The following is a 17,356-nucleotide window of genomic DNA, read 5'->3' on the forward strand; positions in this document are numbered from 1 at the left end:
TTGCCATTGCACAAACAAAGGCCTTATGATCGGTCGGGTTCGTCCCCTTTACATTGTCGCGCTCGCCGTGCTGGGAGTGAGCCTGGCGCTGCCCACCGCTCCCGCGAAGGCGTCTGTGCCCGCGGGGGAAGCGGGAGAGGAGGTAACGCTTGAGGGCATCGTCAACAACACGATTCTCGGGCACGCAGAGGACGGCTACTACCTTAACTTCAAGCCGTTCGCGCAGGTTGAGCTCCCGCGCATTATGCTCGTCCGCACTGCGGACGGCGCACTCACGCTTGAAGCATATGGGAGCACGAAGGGGCTTCTCCGGGGCGGACCGTACGGGCTGACTGCCCATGGCGACGAGGGGGAGGGACACGCCGACCCGATCACGGCATCGGCGGAGCTCAGCGAGGCCATCGGGGCGAAAGAGCACCTTCATAGCCCAGTGGTCCGGACGAGCGGGCAGGTCGTGGCGGATCTCTCCATCTCGCGACACCTCATCTTTGGCCTGCTGGCGATGCTCATCGTGCTGGGGATCTTCATCGCCCTGGCACAGCGCTACAAGAAGGGGCACGACCAGCCGGAGGCCCCCCAAGGCATCTTTCAAAACATGATGGAGGTGCTGGTCGTCTTCGTCCGCGATGAAATTGCGAAGCCCAACATCCCGGACGGGAAGTGGCGTACATTTTTGCCCTACCTGCTGACGGCGTTCTTCTTCATCCTTGTCGCCAATATTCTGGGCCTCGTGCCGTTTGCGGGGGCGGCGACGTCCAACATCGCGGTCACGGGGGTGATGGCCGTCATGACGTTTGCGATCGTGCTGCTCTATGCTTCGACGGACTACTACAAGGAGCTGCTGACGGGCCCCCCAGACGCGCCTGTTCTCATCCGAATAATTCTGGTGCCCATCGAGATCATCGGTCTCGTGATGCGGCACCTGGCCCTCGCGATTCGTTTGTTCGCGAACATGATGGGCGGGTCCCTCATCATCTTCAGCCTCATTGGGCTGGTGTTCATGATGAACGTGATCATGGGGGAGGCGGCGGCCTGGTCGACCACCATCATTAGCATAGGATTCACCGTCTTCATCTTGCTGCTGAAGCTGCTCGTTGCCTTCATTCAAGCGTACGTATTCACAATTCTCTCGGCCCTCTTTATCGGAATGGCCGTGGAAGAGCACCACTCTGGCGGCGAGCAGGAGGTGGAGTCCGGTTCCGGCCTGGATGGCCGGGCCGAAGAGCGCCTCGACGCCGTGGAAGACAAGGTGGAACGACGCGCACAGCCAACGACGGCCTAGCCCCAGTACCGACTGTCGGGAAGCGCCCTGAGGCTCTGCCACGACATAACTTCTGCACGACCACTCGTATCCTGTACACATTACACTCGGAGAAGAACACTATGGACCCCGCTGCTCTTGCATACCTCGCCGCCGGTCTCGGAGCCGGCATCTCTGCCGTTGGCGCCGCGATTGGGATTGGCCGACTGGCCAGCTCCTCGATGGACGGAGCGGCCCGACAGCCCGAAGCCGCCGGAGACATCCGAGGCCTGATGATTGTCTCGGCCGGTCTCATTGAGGGTGTGGCTCTGTTTGCCCTCATCATTTGCCTCCTTCTGGTCCTCTTCGTCTAGGGCCGTCCGAAAACGGAACGAGAGGGCATGAGTGCAGCGCACCCGGGGCCCTTCGACAACGGCCCACGACCTGGTGGCGCCGTGCCTCGTCGTCGTGACTGCCCGTTTTAAGTAATGAGGGGTCACGGTGCCGGGGCCCTGGAGCCTCCTGAACGGAGGCGAAAGGACACCTGGGCCTGTCCCGCTGCGCTTGTGTCTGCCCTCTCCGCAGCTAGATTCGTCGTCCGGTTTGTCCCTTGCCCATGACTGCCCTATTTGCCCAGAGCCTCGTCACGCCATCGGTGGGGCTTATCTTCTGGAAAACCGTTGCCTTCCTCATCTTCCTCTACATCCTCTACCGGTTTGGGTGGGGGCCGATTACTGAATCGCTGGAGGCGCGAGAGGAAGACATTGAGCAGTCCATCCGGCGGGCTGAAGAGGCGCTTCAAGAGGCCAAGGAGATCCAGGCCGAGAACGAACAGGCGCGCCGTGACGCAGAGCAGAAGGCCCAGAGGATTCTTCGAGAGGCCCGCGATTCGGCCGAGGAACTGCGCGAAGAGCAGAAGGCCCAGACGCGACAGGAGATCCAAGAGATGAAGGAGCAGGCCCAGGCCGACATTGAGCGTGAGAAACAGGCGGCGCTCCAGGAGCTTCGAGATGAGGTGGCCGACCTGGCCATTGGGGCGGCCCAGAAAATCATCGAGAACGACCTGGATGCGGACCGGCACCGCCAGCTCGTGAACGACGCCCTCGACGATCTCCCAACAAACTGACGCGCGAGACGAACAGGGTCCCATCCGCGCGCCCAATCCTCAATCCCGAACAGTTGTATGAGCCAGCGCACGGTCACCCGGCGGTACGCCGCCGCGCTATACGAAGAAGCCGATGCGACCGGGGTCCTCGAGGCCATCGACGAGGATGTCCGGATGCTTCTGGAGAGTCTTGACGCCAACCGTCCGCTGGAGCGGGTCTTCGAAAGCCCCGTCATTCCGCAGGACAAGAAGGACTCGATTGTCCGCGAGCTTCTGGACGATCGGGTCGAAGGCCTCACGGTACAGTTTCTTCGCCTGCTGATTCGGAAAGACCGCGAGACGCTGACCCAAGAGATCCTTGCCCAGTACCAGTCCCTTCGCGACGAGCAGCGCGGCATCGTCGACGCGGACGTCACGGTGGCTCGACCCCTGGCCGACGAGGCCCGTACGGCCTTGGTGGACGCCCTTGAAGAAAAAACAGGCAACGAAATTCGCTTGCATCTGGACGAGGACCCGGACCTGATCGGAGGGCTCGTGGTCCGAATTGGCGACCGCGTCTTCGATGCCAGTGTGCGCAACCAGCTCGGCGTCCTCCACGATCGACTCCGCGACGCACCCCTCTCGGAAAACGCCCTTGACGAGGGGGCATAGCCGATCCCGGCCCGCCACCATCCCACTTGTTCTTCACGATTTGATCTCTCGATCCCTTCATGTCCAACGGTAGCATCCGACCCGACGAGGTCACTGACATTCTCCGCCGTGAGCTTGGCGACTTTGAAACCGAGGCGGAAGAGTACGAGGCCGGGACCGTGCTGCAGGCCGGCGACGGCATTGCGACGCTCTACGGCCTGAGCAACGCCCAGGCCAGCGAGCTCGTGGAGTTTCCCGAGCAGGGCGTGGAGGGCATGGTCCTGAACCTTGAGGAGGACAGTGTTGGGGTCATTCTCTTCGGCGACGTGGATTCGGTGAGCGAGGGGGACGAGGCGCGTCGCACCGGACAGATTGCCTCGGTCGGCGTGAACGAGAACATGCTGGGTCGTGTGATCGACCCGCTCGGGCGCCCGCTCGACGGCAAGGGACCCATTGAAGGTGAAAAGACGGTGCTGCCGCTGGAGCGAAAGGCCCCTGGTGTCATCTACCGGGAGCCGGTCGAAGAGCCACTGCAGACGGGCATCAAGGCCATCGACTCGATGATCCCGGTGGGACGTGGCCAGCGCGAGCTGGTCATTGGCGACCGCCAGACCGGCAAGACGGCGGTTCTCACCGATACGATCATCAACCAGAAGCAGACCCACCAGGAGGGAACGGACAGCGGCGACCCGGTCTACTGCGTCTACGTGGCGGTCGGGCAGAAAGACTCGACGGTAGCACAGGTGCAGCGGGACCTGGAGCGCAACGGGGCCCTGGAGCACACGGTCATCGTAAACGCGTCGGCGTCCATGCCGACGCCCCTACAGTACGTTGCCCCGTTTGCCGGGGCCTGCATCGGCGAGTACTTCCGCGACACGGGGCGCGACTCGCTCGTGTGCTTCGATGACCTCTCGAAGCAGGCCGTGGCCTACCGTGAGCTTTCGCTTCTGCTGCGGCGCCCGCCCGGCCGGGAGGCGTATCCGGGAGACATCTTTTACCTCCACAGTCGTCTTCTTGAGCGGGCTGCCAAGATCATTAGTGACGAGGAGGTGGCCGCGCAGATGAACGGCCTCCCCGACACGCTCGAGGACAAGGTGCAGGGCGGCGGGTCGCTCACGGCCCTGCCGGTGATTGAGACGCAGGCCGGGGACGTGTCGGCCTACATCCCGACGAACGTGATCTCGATCACCGACGGCCAGATTTATCTGGAAACCGATCTCTTCAACGCCGGCATCCGGCCGGCGATCGACGTGGGGGGCTCCGTGTCCCGCGTGGGCGGCTCGGCACAGGTGGATGCGATGAAGGACGTGGCCGGCACGCTCCGGATCGACCTCTCGCAGTACCGCGAGCTGGAGGCCTTCGCCAAGTTTGGGTCCGACCTCGACCCCTCCACGCAGCAACAACTCAATCGTGGGGAGCGGCTCGTTGAGATCTTGAATCAGGACGAGTTCTCGCCGGTGCCGGTGGAGGAGCAGGTCGCCATCATCTACGCGGCCATCAACGGCCACCTGGACGACGTGCCGGTCGATGACATCGGCGACTTTGAGGAGGAGTACCTGGAGCGCCTCCGCCTCCGCCACGACGATGTGCTCACCGAGATTCGCGAGACCGAAGAGCTGACCGACGCGGTCGAAGAGGTCTTCGAGGAGGCCGCTGCGGACATGGCCGACGTGTACGCCGAGGAGGACGAGGAGGAGACCGAAGACGTGCTCGCGGACGAAGGCGCGACGGCGTAGCTCCGTCTCAACCGTCGACCGCATCGACTTCCCCCCCGTACGACCCCCTGCTTGATCCATGGCGAACCTTCGTGACATTCGGAACCGGATCGACTCGATCGAGAACACCAAGCAGGTGACTCGGGCCATGAAAATGGTGGCGGCGGCGAAGCTACGGCGGGCCCAAGAGCAGATTTTTCAGGCACGGCCCTACGCGTACAAAATCGGGGAGCTGACCAACCACCTCAAGCAGAAGCTCGACCCCACGGCCCATCCGTTCTTTCAGGCGCCCGAGGAATCCCCCGGCGCCCTGGTCATTGTGATAACGGCCGACCGTGGGCTCTGTGGGTCCTTCAACAGCGACGCCATCAAGACTGCGGAGCACCTGGTCGAGACCTCCCACGCGGAGATGCAAGCGGACGACGATCTGTTCTTGCTGTGTGTGGGAAAGAAGGGACACAAGCACTTCCAGAAGCGGGACTATCGTCTGGTCGGGGACTACCGGGACGTCTTTGACGGGCTTCATTTCGAGGTGGCCCAGCAGATCGTGGAGGACGCCGTGGAAGGCTTTGAGCGTGGCCTTTGGGGCGAGGTGACCCTTGTCTACAACGAGTTCAAGAACACCATCGTCCAGAATCAGATTGTAGAGCCGCTGCTGCCCATTCCGGAGGAGCGGTTCGAGACCCCGGTAATGAAAGAAGAGACCGACGGGCTTGACCTGCCCGAGAACGGCCGGGCGATCGATTACATCTTCGAGCCGGGGGCTCGCGACCTGCTCGACGAACTCGTCCCGCGCTACCTGTACTACCAGGTGTGGCGGGCGCTGCTCGAGTCGAATGCGGCCGAACAGGGGGCGCGGATGGTGGCCATGGACAATGCGACCTCCAATGCCGAGGAGCTGATTGAGGACCTGACCCTCGAATACAACCGGGCTCGGCAGAGTGCCATCACCCGCGAGTTGCTGGACATCACCAGTGGGGCGGAGGCGCTCGAAGAGTCTTGATGACGGACGCAAAGAGGCCTGCTGTTCGCAGACAGTAGTGAGCGGTTGGAGTCCCGTGCAACACTGTCCGCGGCGCAACATACCACAAGACCAGAAGACGGAGAGGTGGCCGAGCGGTCGAAGGCGCTCCCCTGCTAAGGGAGTAAACGGTGATGAGCCGTTTCGGGGGTTCGAATCCCCCCCTCTCCGCTGTCCGCGCCGGTCCCGATGCTCTCGGGGCGGGCCTTTTCTTTTTCGGGCCCCCTTGCCCTGCGCGGCTTGCTCCTCACGACGCCGCTCTCCGATGGTCGAGTCTATGTCTAGTCGTCCCACCGTCGCCGTCGCCGGGGCCACCGGCTCTGTGGGAACAGCGCTCCGGGAGGCGCTTCGAGAAGAGTACGACGTGGTCGGGCTTACGCGATCTCCGGTGCGGGCGCGTGCCAACGCCACCGCCAGTGAAGAGTGGCGGCACGCCGACCTTTTCGACCCCTATGCGGTGCGGGAGGGCCTGGAGGGGGCCGACTATGCCATCTACCTGGTGCATTCGATGCTCCCGTCGGCCCGCCTCACACAGGGGCAGGCGGCCGACCTCGACCTTCTACAAGCCGATAACTTTGTGCGTGCGGCCGAAGCGGAAGGCATCGAACAGATTCTGTACCTGGGGGCGCTCGTCCCGAAGGACCAAAGTCCTCTGCCGGCCCCGCTCCGCCGTCGGCTGGAGATGGAGCAGGTCCTGGCCTCCACGTCTGTTCCCCTCACGACGCTCCGGGCGGGGCTGGTCGTGGGGGCGGGCGGCACGTGGCTGAGCATGCTGCTCAACCTGGTTCGGCGGCTCCCGGTGATGGTCCTGCCGTCCTGGACCCGGGCCGAGACCCAACCGATCGCGCTCCGGGACGTGGTGCGGGGGCTGAAGAAAAGTCTGGGCACCCCCTCGACATACGAGGCCACCTACGACGTCGGCGGGCCGGACGCCATGAGCTACCGCGAGATGCTGCTTCGCACCGCCGACGTACTGGGGCTCCGGCGCCGGACCACGACGGTGCCGATGGAGTCGCCCCGCCTCTCGAAGCTCTGGATCTGGCTCTTTGGGAGCGTGCCCTGGGCCCTCGTGACGCCTGTGGTCGACAGCCTGCGGTTTCAGACGCGTGTGCAGCCGAACGAGATGCACCAGTGGCTCCAGAACGGCGCCCTCTCGTTTGAGGAGGCCCTGGAGGCCGCGGTGGACGACACGGGGCATCCCCTCCCCAATCCGCGGGACGAATTGCGAGAGCGCGAAGATGCTGTCATCCGCGACCAGAGCGTGGTCCGCTCGGTGCAGCGCATGCCGTGTCCCCCCGAGTTTACGGCGCGGGACGTGGCCGATGAGTACCTGCGGTGGCTGCCCCGTCTGGGGTGGCCCGCGCTCCGGGTGCACGTAGAACACGGACGGGTTGCGCACTTTGAGCTGCGCCCGGTGGGCACCCTCCTCCGGCTCCGGTTTGCGGCCGATCGCAGTCCGGAGGGGCGGCAGCTCTTCTTCGTGACGGGGGGAATGCTGGCAAAAGGGGAAGGCGAGCGGTCTGGACGGCTCGAATTTCGGCAGGTGCTGGGCGGGACGTCCGTGCTGGCTGCCATCCACGACTTTTCGCCCCGGCTGCCATGGTACGTGTACAACAGCACGCAGGCCCTCGCCCACCTCGTGGTGATGTGGGGCTTTCGGCAGCACCTGGAGCGCCTCACGGCACAGCAGTCCGAAACGGGCTCCGTCTCGTCCGCCCTCCATGGGCCCTCCTCGTAGGGCCGTTCGCTTTGTTCTGTGAACACTGCCTCGCCCGATCTGGTCGGGGGGTATTGCCCTGCGATGTCTACCTTTGCCGACGCGCCGTTTACCGAGGACCAAGAGGAGGCGTACGATCACGTGTACGACCGCCTCGCTCAGGGAGACCGATTTACGGGGCTTCGCGGATACGCGGGGACCGGGAAAACGTACCTCGTGAGTCGCCTCGTGGAGCAGCTGCTGGACGAAGACTGTACAGTCACCGTCTGCGCCCCGACCCACAAGGCCGTACAGGTGCTGAGTGAAGAGCTCGGGGACGCTCCTGTGCGGATGCAAACGCTCCACTCCTTCCTGGGCCTCCGGCTAACGCCGAAGGAGGACGGGGAGTACGAATTGGTGGCGGAGGAGGAGCGCGACTTTGCCGAAGGGGTGGTCATCGTCGATGAGGCCTCTATGATCGGGCGCGAGGAATGGTCGCACATTCAGGAGGCGCCCTTCTGGGTGCAGTGGCTCTTCGTGGGCGACCCGGCCCAGCTGCCCCCGGTGAACGAAGACCCGTCGCCCGCGCTTGACGTGCCCGGCCCCACTCTGGAAACGATCCATCGTCAGGCGGCCGACAACCCCATCCTCGAGCTTGCGACCAAAATTCGCACTGGTGCCGACGGCCGTTTCGGGAGCACGTTCGAGGACGGGAAAGGGGTGGCCGTTACCCGCAACCGGGATGAGTTTCTGGATAGCATCCTCCGGGCCTTCGACGCCGAGGCCTTCGCCGAAGACGCCACCCACGCCCGCGTGCTGGCCTACCGCAACAAGACGGTCCGCCGCTATAACCGCGAGATCCGCGCCGAACGGTACGGGGCGGACGCGGACCGCTTCGTGGAAGGAGAATGGCTGGTGGGCACTGAAACCTGGTACCACGACGGCGTGCAGCGGCTAACCAACAGCGAAGAGGTGCGTGTCAAGCAGGCGGGGGTGGAGACGTTTGAGGCCGACGATCAAAGCGAATGGACTGTTTGGGAACTGACGGTGCGCACGCCGGGACGGGGTCTCACGCGTACGATTCATGTGCTGCACGAGAAGGAGCGTGAGCGGTACGAGAACGCGCTGGCCCGCCGCCGCACGAAGGCCGAGGATGACGCCTCCAAGTGGGATCGGTTTTTTGAGCTTCGGGAGCGCTTCGCCCGCGTCGATTACGCGTACGCCACGACGGTGCACCGGGCACAGGGCTCCACCTACGACACTGTGTTTGTGGACCACCGCGATCTGCGCGTGTGCCGGGGCGAGGAGCAGGGGGCGCTGTTGTACGTGGCCGTTACGCGCCCGGCCCGCCGCCTCGCGCTGCTGGTGTGAGTTGGTAAGAAGCTGTACGAAGAGCGTATGAGTTGGGATGAATCATCGATGAGGGCGTTGATCTCGTCGGCCTGGACCGCTATCTGTAATCAGTCCAAATAAGCAAAAACCAGAATCAACGTCCATTCTACTGATGCGCATCGCGACGACCCTTCTTTTCGCCATTCTGTTCCCGGTGCTCGGCGCGTTGTCCCCCGTCCACGGACAGGCCGCTGAGCTGCGGGGCTCCGTCACCGATACCCAGGACCGTCCCGTTTCGAGTGTAAATGTTGTCCTAGAACGGGCAGACGACGGAGAACGGGTGGCGGGGACGAGCACGGCCGTAGACGGTACCTTTCGCTTTGCGGACGTAGCCGCGGGGGCGTACCGCCTGGTTGCTTCGGCCGTCGGATACACGAAAGCCAGCACAAACGTGACGGTGGAGGAAGAGGATCGGCTGTCCATTTCTCTGCGAATCCGGACAAAGAAATACGACCTCGACGAAGTGGTCGTGAGTGCCACTCGGAGTCGTGAAGCGGTCGGCAATCTCGCGTCGTCGGTTTCCGTCCTGGGGGCTCAGGACCTGGAGGCACAGAGCAGCATTACGGGGGACCTTGGAGACATTTTGGCCCAGGAGGTGCCCGGTCTTGCCCCCAGCAACGGCTCCCTCAGCAACTTCGGGCAGTCCCTGCGGGGACGAGATCCCCTCGTCATGATTGACGGGGTGCCGCAAGCCACGCCTCTGCGAGGCGGCGGCCGTTCGCTTCGAACCACGAGCCCAGAGGTCATCAAGCGCGTCGAGGTGAAGCGAGGGGCCAGTGCCCGCTACGGCTTCGGGGCGACCGGTGGTGTCATCAACTTCATCACCAAAGAGCCCACGTCAAGCCTCAATGCGACGACGGATGTCGGCATCGGTGGATCCTCGGCGGACGTCCAGGAAAGCTTTGCCGGTCACTTTCACCAGACGATTTCTGGGCAGGTAGACGGAGTTGGTGTGGTTGCCAGTGGAGGATTTGGGCAGTGGGGGCAGTTCTACGATGGTCGCGGAAACCTGACTCCCCAGAATCCGCGCGGCCAGGGAGGGCTCGCCGGCGCTGATGATGTGAGCCTGTTCGGAAAGGCCACGGTGCCCGTCGCAGAGTCGCAGCAGCTTACCGGTATGGTGCAGTACTACTCGCTCCGACAAGAGCTGGAGTACGGACGTGAGCCCGGCGTGTACGACGAAACGCCGACGTCTCCCACCTCGGACCTCGGAACCATTCCGCGGGAAGACCCCGGGACCGAAAACGTTGTCGGTCAGGTCGGCTACGAGCACAACGATGTTCTCGACGGTCGAGTGACGGCTCAGGCGTACATCCACGACTTCGAGACGTACTTTGGGTTCTCCCGGTTTCTCCCAGGGGGCGGGCAGAGTTTCGTCGAGTCGACCAAGTGGGGCCTGCGCCTCGACGCGACAACGCCGCTCGGAATAACGGAGGAGAGTCAAGTCTTTTGGGGGACCGACGCGCTGCGCGACCGAACAGCGCAGCCCCTGGTCGACGGACGCATCTTTGCGCCGGAGATGACGCAGTCGAGCGTGGCGCCGTTTGTCCAGCTCCGGGTGCCGGTGGGGGATCGACTCACGTTCCGCGGAGGGGCGCGGTATGAAGGGCTGATGGTTGACGTGGACGACTTTACGACCCTCCGGGAGGAGCTCGATACGGACGGGGACGGCACCGCCGATGCCCGAAATGATGTGGAGGGCGGTACGCTTACCTACGGCGACCTCGCCTTCAACGCGGGCGTCGTGGTTACGGTCTCGGATCCGGTGGATGTGTTCATGTCCTTCGAACAGGGCTTTTCGGTGAGTGAGGTTGGGCGCGTACTTCGTGGCACTGCGGCCGCGTCGGTTGAGCAGCTCGACCCGGAAGCCAAGACCGTCAACAGCTACGAAACGGGCCTTCGCCTGAATACGGGCCGCGTGAGTGCCACCGCCACGGGGTATTACACGACCTCCGATCTCGGCAGCTCGTTTGGGAACGACCTCGAAATTGTGCGATCCCCCGAACGCATCTACGGCCTCGAACTCACGGCCGACGTGCAGCTCCGCGATCCGGTCGCCGTCGGCGGTTCTTTCTCGTGGCTCCAGGGCAAGAACGACGCCGATGATGACGGTAGCTTCGGCACGCATCTTCCCGGCCAACGCATTCCCCCCGAGAAAGCCACCGGATACGTGGACGTGACGCCGATCGACGGCTGGACAAGCCGCATTCAGATGATGTATTCCGGCGAACGGGATGTCTTCGACGATACGGCCCCCTTCGGACGAGGAGATGTGTCGCCATATGTCGTGTTCGACCTGACGAGCCAAATCAAGGTCGGAACCGGAGCTCTGGAAGTAGGCATTGAGAACTTGTTCGACAACTACTACTTTCCCGTCCGATCGCAAATTCCCGGTGGCAACTTCGGTGATGATTCCTACACGCCGGCTCGCGGTCGCAATTTCAGTCTCTCCTACTCGGTCAGGTGGTAGGTCGCACGCCCTCGGTGCTGATGTCCTGAACAACTCTTGCCCTGCGGCATGTCGGTGCTTCGTCGCATCTCGTCCTGGGTTCACCTGTACGGCGGCCTCGCACTGGGGGGCCTCCTTGTTGCCATCAGCGTGAGTGGGAGCGCACTCGTCTTCGAGGATGCGCTCGAGGCATGGTTGCATCCCAGCTTGCATCACGTTACGCCCTCCGACACGCGGGCGCCTCTTGACGAGGTGTTCGGCGCTGTCGAGGAGGTCCATCCCGAGGCGAAGCCCTGGATCGTCGGTCTTCCGACGGCCCCCACCGAGCCCGCAGTGGTGCGGCTGGGGCCGGAGGCGCCGAGCGTATACGTGGATCCCTACCGGGCCGTTATTCTCGGAGAACGACCCTCGGACGAGGGGCTGGTGAATACGGCGGTGGACCTGCACGTGCAGCTGCTGGCCGGCCGCACGGGCAGTCTTGTCGTTGGGGCAAGCGGCCTACTGCTCGTACTGCTCACGGTCACGGGCCTCGTCCTGTGGTGGCCGCGGCGCCTGACGGCATTGGGAGAGGCACTGCGGGTGATGTGGCGGCAGGGAGCAGTGCGGTTCAACTACGACCTGCACCGGGCAGGCGGGTTCTACACAGCCCTTTTCCTGCTGCTCACCGCCCTTACGGGCAGTGCCTTCATCTTCTACCCTACGACCCAACAGATCTTTGCCACGGCGACGGCCACCGCCCCGTGGCCGCCGCCTGCGCCCACGACGCCCGAGCGCGGCAGTGATGAATCCGAAGCCGTCTCGTACCAGGTCGCGATGCGTGCCGCAACCGAGGCCCTTCCCGAGGGGGAGCCGACGTTTCTGTACGTCCCCCAAGAGCCCGATGCGCCGGTGACCATCCGCCTACGGACACCGCCGGAGTGGCACCCCAACGGCAGTAGCTTTGTCTACACGCGCCCGAGCAACGCGTCGGTTCTTCGGGTGGACGACGCCCGGACAGCCCCGTGGAGCGCGCGGGTGCTCCAGACGTTCTATCCGCTCCACATCGGGGCGGTGGGGGGGCTCTTCGTGAAGTGGCTGTACGTGATCTTGGGACTGGCACCTGCGGTTCTCTCCGTCACGGGGACCATGATCTGGTATCAGCGCTGGCGCACGGTGGCGCCCGCTGAAGCCACCCCCAACGCCACGGAGGAGAACACACGCCCCGTTGTGCTGCCGGCGGACCGCCCGTCCCAAGATGACCCGTCGCCGATTCCCCGACGCCCCTGACCGGGGGGCTCAGCGAGGAGCGGCGGCACGCCATGGGGCCCTTTATTCCTGACGCGTCTCCGCGGTGGCCTCGACCGCCGCCCATACGCGCAGGATGTTCTCCCCGAGGATTTGAGCAATGTCGTCTTCCGTGTAGTCGCGGCGGAGCAGTTCGGCCACGAGGGTGGGGTACTCCGACGCGTCCTGCAGGCCCTCCGGCAGCGCAAAGACGCCGTCGAAGTCGGAGCCGAGGCCCACATGCTCAGCCCCCACGAGGTCCACGGCGTGGTCGATGTGATCGGCCACATCCTGAACCGTCCCGATCGGGTGCGCCCGACGGGTCTCTTGTTCGTAGACGACCGCCTCGCGCGAGTCCTCCGCCCAGCCCATCGAGTCGATGTGGGCCTGCATCTCGTCGCGAATGGGGGCGTCCCGGTCCCGGTACTCGTTTTGGAGGAAGGAGGAGCCGAACGTAATCATTACGACGCCGCCGGTGTCGGCAACCTCTTGGATGAGCTCGTCGCTCACGTTGCGCTCCCAGCCGGGGGTGAAGTGGCGGCACGACGAGTGAGAGGCGATGACCGGGGCCTCGGACTGTTCGATTGCGTCCATGGCGGTTGGGTCCGTGGCGTGGGACACGTCGACCATGAGGCCGAGGCGATTCATCTCCGCGACGACGTTTTTCCCGAAGGGACTCAGTCCGTTCCACCGCGGCTCGGCGTCGTCGTAGGACGAGTCGCCGAGCCGGTTGTGCATGCCGTGCGTAAGGGTGATGTAGCGGATGCCGCGGTCGTAAAAGTGCTTCACGTTGTCGATCTCGCCGCCCAGGCCGGCCCCGTTTTCCATGCCCAGGGGAAGGGCCACGGCCTCCGTCTCGGCAATCCGCCGCACCTCGTCCGGCGAGGTCGCCCCCGAGAACGCATTCGGGTGCTCTGTTGTGATCTTCTCCATGAGGTTGATAAGCGCGTCGGCCCGGTTCGTCGCGGCGGCGGGGTTGCTTTGGAGATACGTCGGAATGTAGACGGACATGAAGGGCGCATCGAGGCCACCGGCCCGGGCCCGGGGGTAGTCAAAGTCGCCCCCTACCGTGGTGGCCGCCGGGTTTTCGTAGATGTCGTTCAGGCGGTGGGGAAGGTCGACGTGGCCGTCCACGAGGAGGACGGCCTGGACGAGGCTGTCGGCCCGGGCCTCCACCGAGGCGGGTTGTGCTTGGGCGGCCTGCACCCCCGCAAGAACGAGCACGAGGGAGAGGGCCATCAGAGAGGAAGTGGGCATGGCCATAGCGGAAAAGAGATGCGATCGAGGGACGGGGCTTCCAAAGAGCCGAGGGTAGAAGAGAACCAGGCCGTGCGGGCCCTCAGCCACGTGGCGCGGGGGTTGGCAGGCGCTCCCGAAGGGACCGCAGGTACGACGGGGTGTCGAGGAGCCGCGGGCCATACCACGAAAAGGGCTGTCCGTCCACGATTTCGATCGGTGTGTCGGGAAAGGCGGCACGGAGATCGGCCGTGAACGTGTCTTTTTCGTGGAAGGGAAAGGGCTCGCTGGAGCAGAGAACGACGTCCAGGTCCTGCCCGGCCAGTGCGTCGATCGTCACCTTCGGGTACCGGGTCTGGTCGCCGTAGACGTTCTCAAGACCGCCCCACCGCATCACGTCGTGGATGAACGTATCGCTTCCGACGGTCATGTACGGTTCGCGCCAGATGAGGTAAGCGGCGCGGAGAGGCACAAAGTTGGGCAGGGCCTCGAAGCGAGAAATTATTTTGCCGACCAGAGTGGACGTCCGGTCGGACGTATCCGTGAGGCTGCCCACCGTGCGGATCATCCCGAGTGCCTCCTCGACGGTTTTTACCTCCGTGACGAACACGGGGGCGATCTCGTCGAGCGCCTCCACGTCCTCGGCCGTGTTCTCCTCGTGGTTCGCGAGGATGAGATCCGGGTCCAGGCCGCGAACGATGTCGAAATCAACCTGCTTTGTACCGCCCACGATGGTCTTTTCCGAGTGCCAATGCTCGGGTCGCTCGCAAAAGCGGGTGATGCCAACCACCTCTGCCCCCAGGTTCAGATGCGCCAGCAGCTCCGTCTGGCTGGGCACCAGGGACACAATACGGCGGGGCCGGGAGTCGAGCGTAACGGTGTGGCCGCGGGCGTCGGGGGCGGTCGGCATTGGAGAGGGGACCGGTCAGAAAGAAAGGGACTGTAAAACGACGGGTTGAACCGGGTTGATTCCTCCCCGGAGGAATCGTTTCCGTCTGCGTGGCGTGTGGGCTGTCCATTCTTCGTGTCCAACTCGCCCTGACCATGCCCCTTCCCACCGAACCCATCGGCAGTATTCCCCGGCCGGAAGAGGTTATTGAGGGCCTGGAAGCGTACCGACAGGGCGACCTGAGCCGGCAGGCCCTCGCCCAAATTGCCGACCGAGCCCTTCGGGCCACCATCGGCGCGTTCGAGGACACCGGGTCGCCCGTCATCACGGACGGGGAGCAGGCCAAACCCAGCTTCTTGACCTACCCGGTCGAGGGGGCCGACAACATCGAGCCCGGCGGCGTTGAGATTCCGTTCGAGGCGGGGCACACCCGCACTCTGCCCCGGCTCACCGAGGGCCCCTTTCGGTATGAGACCTACGCGGTGGAGTACCTAGAGCGGGCGCAGTCCTACGCGAGCGTGCCGGTGAAGCAGAGCGTCATTTCGGCCTCGGCCCTTAGCTTCCTCTACCCGGACGACGGGCTCGACGGGTACCCGCGGGAGGCCTTCCTCGAAGACCTGGTCGACGAGGTCGAGACCGACATTCGTCGATGCCTCGACGCCGGAGCACACGCCGTCCAGATGGACTTCACGGAGGGGCGGCTTGCGGTAAAGCTCGATCCCTCGAAGGGCCTGCTCCGCGAGTGTGTTGCGCTCAACAACCGCGTCCTCGATCGCTTTTCCGACGAGGCCCGCCAACGGATTGGGGTCCATACGTGTCCGGGGGGCGACAAAGACTCCACCCACAGTGCCGACGTGGACTACGCGGAGCTCCTGCCACTGCTTTTCGAGATGAACGCCGGGCGCTTCTACATGCAGTTCGCGAGCGAAGAAGACCCCGAGCGTGTGCTCGACATCGTCCAGCAGTGCAGTCACGACGACCAGACGATTTTCCTGGGGGTCATCGACGTGAACGATCCCCGGGTGGAGTCGGCTGAAGACGTGCGCGACACGGTCCTGCGGGCGGCGAAGCATCTTCCGCCCGAGCGACTCGGGACCACCGACGACTGCGGGTTTTCGCCGTTCGGGGACGACCGCTCCACGGCCCGACGCACCGCGTTCGAAAAGATTGAGGCGCGGATAAAGGGGACACGACGGGCGCGGGACGCGCTGGGACTCGAATAGGCGCCTATTCCGCCTCGGCCAGGGCCTCCGGCAGGCGCTCGGGCAGGCCGCCGAAGCTGCCGTTGCTCATGAGGAGCGCCACGTCCCCCGGCTGGAGCGCATCCGTGAGGCCGGAAAGCACGTCGTCTACGTCCTCGAACACCTCTGTGGGGACGCCGCGGCCACGGATCGTACGGGCCACGGCCGCCGCATCGAGCATCGCGTCGGGGTCATCGTTGTGGCGCACCGGGGGCGCCTTCAAAAACACGCGGTCGGCGGCGTCAAAGGCAGCTCCGTAGGCGTCCTCGAAGCGCGCGCGTCGGCTCGTGTTGGAGCGGGGCTCGAAAATGGCGACGAGCCGCCGGTCCGGGTGGGCTGTATTGAGGGCCTGTACGGTGGCCTCCACGGCGGTGGGATGGTGGGCAAAGTCGTCCACCACGAGCACGTCGTTGGGGCGGCCGCGCACCTGCTGCCGTCGCTTCATGCCCCCAAACGACGCCAGCCCCGCCGCAATGGTGGAGGGCGACACCCCCTCGTGCCGGGCGAGCAGGGCGGCTCCCAGCGCATTTTGCACGTTGTGCCGCCCCGGGAGGAGAAGCCGCACGTCTTCGCTGCGGGATCCCATTCGCAACGTGAATGACAAGCCGCCATCGGTCGGCGCCAGGCCCTCGGCGTGGACGTCGTTGTGAGGGGCAAGTCCGTAGGTGTGCACCGATGCGCTCGTGTGATCGGCGAGGGCCCGCACGGCCGGGGCGTCGCCACAGAGCGCCAGGTGTCCGTCGCTCGGAAGGAGGCCGACGAAGGCCTCGAAGGCGCCGCGGTAGTCGTTCCGATCCACAAAAATGTCCGCGTGGTCGAACTCCAGCGACGTGACGAGGGCCGACTGGGGCCGGTAGTGCAAGAATTTGGGCCGTTTGTCGAAGTACGCACTATCGTACTCGTCGCCTTCCACCACGAAGGGCGCGTCGGTTCCCAGCGCGTAGCTCTGGTCCGTGTCTTCCATGACGCCCCCGATGAGGAAGCCGGGATCGACGCCCGCGTGTCGGAGGAGATGCACGAGCAGGCCCGTGGTGGTGGTTTTCCCGTGCGTGCCGGCCACCACGAGGGGGCGCCGGTCCCGAAGAAAGTGGTGGCTGAGGGCCTCCGGGAACGACTGCTGGGGCAGGCGCTCCTCACGGGCGACAGCGGCCTCCGGGTGGGTAGGCGTACAGGTGTTGCCGACGACCGTCAGGTCGGGCGCCGGGTCGAGGTGGGCCGGATCATAGCCCTCCTGCACCGAAATGCCCCGCTCGGCGAGGTGGGTGCTCATGGGCGGGTACACGCCGTCGTCGCTCCCCCGAACGTTGAGCCCGGCCTCATGGAAGAGGCCCGCCAGGGCGCCCATGCCCGTGCCGCAGATGCCAATGAGGTGGACGTCTTCGGTCTGGTCGGGCGGGGGCACGTCGGGGCGTGGGAACTGCCGGAGCGACGCGTCCGGCAGGGCGTCGAGGGGACGGGGCATACGGAACGAGAGGGCAG

14 protein-coding genes and 1 tRNA gene are annotated in these 17,356 nt (G+C 64.7%); 12 read left to right on the forward strand and 3 right to left on the reverse strand.

The annotated features are described in order from the left end of the window. Positions 1-25: 25 nt before the first annotated feature. From atpB to B7R93_RS00645, 11 genes are all read left to right on the forward strand, one after another. Positions 26-1,282 (forward strand): F0F1 ATP synthase subunit A, encoded by a 1,257-nt coding sequence (gene atpB / locus B7R93_RS00595; protein ID WP_103018917.1) that lies wholly within the window; start codon positions 26-28, stop codon positions 1,280-1,282. Between the two features lie 101 nt (positions 1,283-1,383). Continuing rightward, positions 1,384-1,614: an ATP synthase F0 subunit C gene (gene atpE, locus B7R93_RS00600; RefSeq protein WP_011403674.1), complete on the forward strand. Its 231-nt coding sequence runs from the start codon at positions 1,384-1,386 to the stop codon at positions 1,612-1,614. 242 nt (positions 1,615-1,856) lie between these two features. After that, a complete protein-coding gene (atpF, locus tag B7R93_RS00605) occupies positions 1,857-2,366 on the forward strand; it encodes a F0F1 ATP synthase subunit B (protein ID WP_103018918.1) in 510 nt (169 codons plus the stop codon). A gap of 57 nt (positions 2,367-2,423) precedes the next feature. After that, entirely contained in the window at positions 2,424-2,996 is a 573-nt protein-coding gene (atpH, locus tag B7R93_RS00610) for an ATP synthase F1 subunit delta (protein WP_103018919.1), read from the forward strand. Positions 2,997-3,055: 59 nt separating this feature from the next. Beyond that, the gene (gene atpA / locus B7R93_RS00615; protein WP_103018920.1) at positions 3,056-4,711 is read left to right on the forward strand and encodes a F0F1 ATP synthase subunit alpha; all 1,656 of its coding nucleotides are present in this window, start codon (positions 3,056-3,058) and stop codon (positions 4,709-4,711) included. Positions 4,712-4,769: 58 nt separating this feature from the next. Then, a complete protein-coding gene (gene atpG / locus B7R93_RS00620; protein ID WP_103018921.1) occupies positions 4,770-5,693 on the forward strand; it encodes an ATP synthase F1 subunit gamma in 924 nt (307 codons plus the stop codon). A 99-nt stretch (positions 5,694-5,792) separates the two neighbouring features. Continuing rightward, a tRNA-Ser gene (locus B7R93_RS00625) sits at positions 5,793-5,882 on the forward strand. Positions 5,883-5,988: 106 nt separating this feature from the next. Beyond that, positions 5,989-7,449 carry an NAD(P)H-binding protein gene (locus B7R93_RS00630; RefSeq protein WP_232797867.1) on the forward strand — a complete coding sequence of 487 codons (1,461 nt, stop codon included), beginning with the start codon at positions 5,989-5,991 and terminating at the stop codon, positions 7,447-7,449. Positions 7,450-7,512: 63 nt separating this feature from the next. After that, positions 7,513-8,778, forward strand: coding sequence for an ATP-dependent DNA helicase (locus B7R93_RS00635; RefSeq protein WP_103018923.1), 1,266 nt, complete (start codon positions 7,513-7,515; stop codon positions 8,776-8,778). 133 nt (positions 8,779-8,911) lie between these two features. Further along, complete coding sequence (locus B7R93_RS15985) at positions 8,912-11,269, forward strand: TonB-dependent receptor (protein WP_103018924.1); 2,358 nt, start codon at positions 8,912-8,914, stop codon at positions 11,267-11,269. Positions 11,270-11,317: 48 nt separating this feature from the next. Beyond that, complete coding sequence (locus B7R93_RS00645; protein ID WP_103018925.1) at positions 11,318-12,514, forward strand: PepSY-associated TM helix domain-containing protein; 1,197 nt, start codon at positions 11,318-11,320, stop codon at positions 12,512-12,514. Between the two features lie 42 nt (positions 12,515-12,556). On the opposite strand, the gene B7R93_RS00650 is transcribed toward B7R93_RS00645, so the two are convergent. Both B7R93_RS00650 and B7R93_RS00655 read right to left on the reverse strand, forming a co-directional pair. Beyond that, the gene (locus B7R93_RS00650) at positions 12,557-13,768 is read right to left on the reverse strand and encodes a dipeptidase (RefSeq protein WP_232797868.1); all 1,212 of its coding nucleotides are present in this window, start codon (positions 13,766-13,768) and stop codon (positions 12,557-12,559) included. An 82-nt stretch (positions 13,769-13,850) separates the two neighbouring features. After that, positions 13,851-14,657, reverse strand: a complete 807-nt coding sequence (locus tag B7R93_RS00655; RefSeq protein WP_103018927.1) for a helical backbone metal receptor — start codon at positions 14,655-14,657, stop codon at positions 13,851-13,853. A gap of 134 nt (positions 14,658-14,791) precedes the next feature. Here B7R93_RS00655 and B7R93_RS00660 point away from each other — a divergent pair, with 134 nt between their 5' ends. Further along, positions 14,792-15,859: a cobalamin-independent methionine synthase II family protein gene (locus tag B7R93_RS00660; protein ID WP_103018928.1), complete on the forward strand. Its 1,068-nt coding sequence runs from the start codon at positions 14,792-14,794 to the stop codon at positions 15,857-15,859. Positions 15,860-15,863: 4 nt separating this feature from the next. On the opposite strand, the gene B7R93_RS00665 is transcribed toward B7R93_RS00660, so the two are convergent. Continuing rightward, positions 15,864-17,339, reverse strand: a complete 1,476-nt coding sequence (locus B7R93_RS00665) for a UDP-N-acetylmuramate--L-alanine ligase (RefSeq protein WP_103018929.1) — start codon at positions 17,337-17,339, stop codon at positions 15,864-15,866. Between the last annotated feature and the right edge of the window lie 17 nt (positions 17,340-17,356).

Origin of the sequence: Salinibacter altiplanensis (assembly GCF_002894645.1) — a bacterium.
GTDB classification, from domain to species: domain Bacteria; phylum Bacteroidota; class Rhodothermia; order Rhodothermales; family Salinibacteraceae; genus Salinibacter; species Salinibacter altiplanensis.

What these genes read in the sequence shown, in the direction of transcription:
- B7R93_RS00635 (WP_103018923.1), top strand. Translation starts at nt 7,513, where the DNA reads ATGTCTACCTTTGCCGACGCGCCGTTTACCGAGGACCAAGAGGAGGCG.
- B7R93_RS00630 (WP_232797867.1), top strand. Translation starts at nt 5,989, where the DNA reads ATGTCTAGTCGTCCCACCGTCGCCGTCGCCGGGGCCACCGGCTCTGTG.
- atpF (WP_103018918.1), top strand. Translation starts at nt 1,857, where the DNA reads ATGACTGCCCTATTTGCCCAGAGCCTCGTCACGCCATCGGTGGGGCTT.
- atpB (WP_103018917.1), top strand. Translation starts at nt 26, where the DNA reads ATGATCGGTCGGGTTCGTCCCCTTTACATTGTCGCGCTCGCCGTGCTG.
- atpG (WP_103018921.1), top strand. Translation starts at nt 4,770, where the DNA reads ATGGCGAACCTTCGTGACATTCGGAACCGGATCGACTCGATCGAGAAC.
- atpH (WP_103018919.1), top strand. Translation starts at nt 2,424, where the DNA reads ATGAGCCAGCGCACGGTCACCCGGCGGTACGCCGCCGCGCTATACGAA.
- B7R93_RS15985 (WP_103018924.1), top strand. Translation starts at nt 8,912, where the DNA reads ATGCGCATCGCGACGACCCTTCTTTTCGCCATTCTGTTCCCGGTGCTC.
- B7R93_RS00650 (WP_232797868.1), bottom strand. Translation starts at nt 13,768, where the DNA reads ATGCCCACTTCCTCTCTGATGGCCCTCTCCCTCGTGCTCGTTCTTGCG.
- B7R93_RS00645 (WP_103018925.1), top strand. Translation starts at nt 11,318, where the DNA reads ATGTCGGTGCTTCGTCGCATCTCGTCCTGGGTTCACCTGTACGGCGGC.
- B7R93_RS00665 (WP_103018929.1), bottom strand. Translation starts at nt 17,339, where the DNA reads ATGCCCCGTCCCCTCGACGCCCTGCCGGACGCGTCGCTCCGGCAGTTC.
- B7R93_RS00660 (WP_103018928.1), top strand. Translation starts at nt 14,792, where the DNA reads ATGCCCCTTCCCACCGAACCCATCGGCAGTATTCCCCGGCCGGAAGAG.
- atpA (WP_103018920.1), top strand. Translation starts at nt 3,056, where the DNA reads ATGTCCAACGGTAGCATCCGACCCGACGAGGTCACTGACATTCTCCGC.
- B7R93_RS00655 (WP_103018927.1), bottom strand. Translation starts at nt 14,657, where the DNA reads ATGCCGACCGCCCCCGACGCCCGCGGCCACACCGTTACGCTCGACTCC.
- atpE (WP_011403674.1), top strand. Translation starts at nt 1,384, where the DNA reads ATGGACCCCGCTGCTCTTGCATACCTCGCCGCCGGTCTCGGAGCCGGC.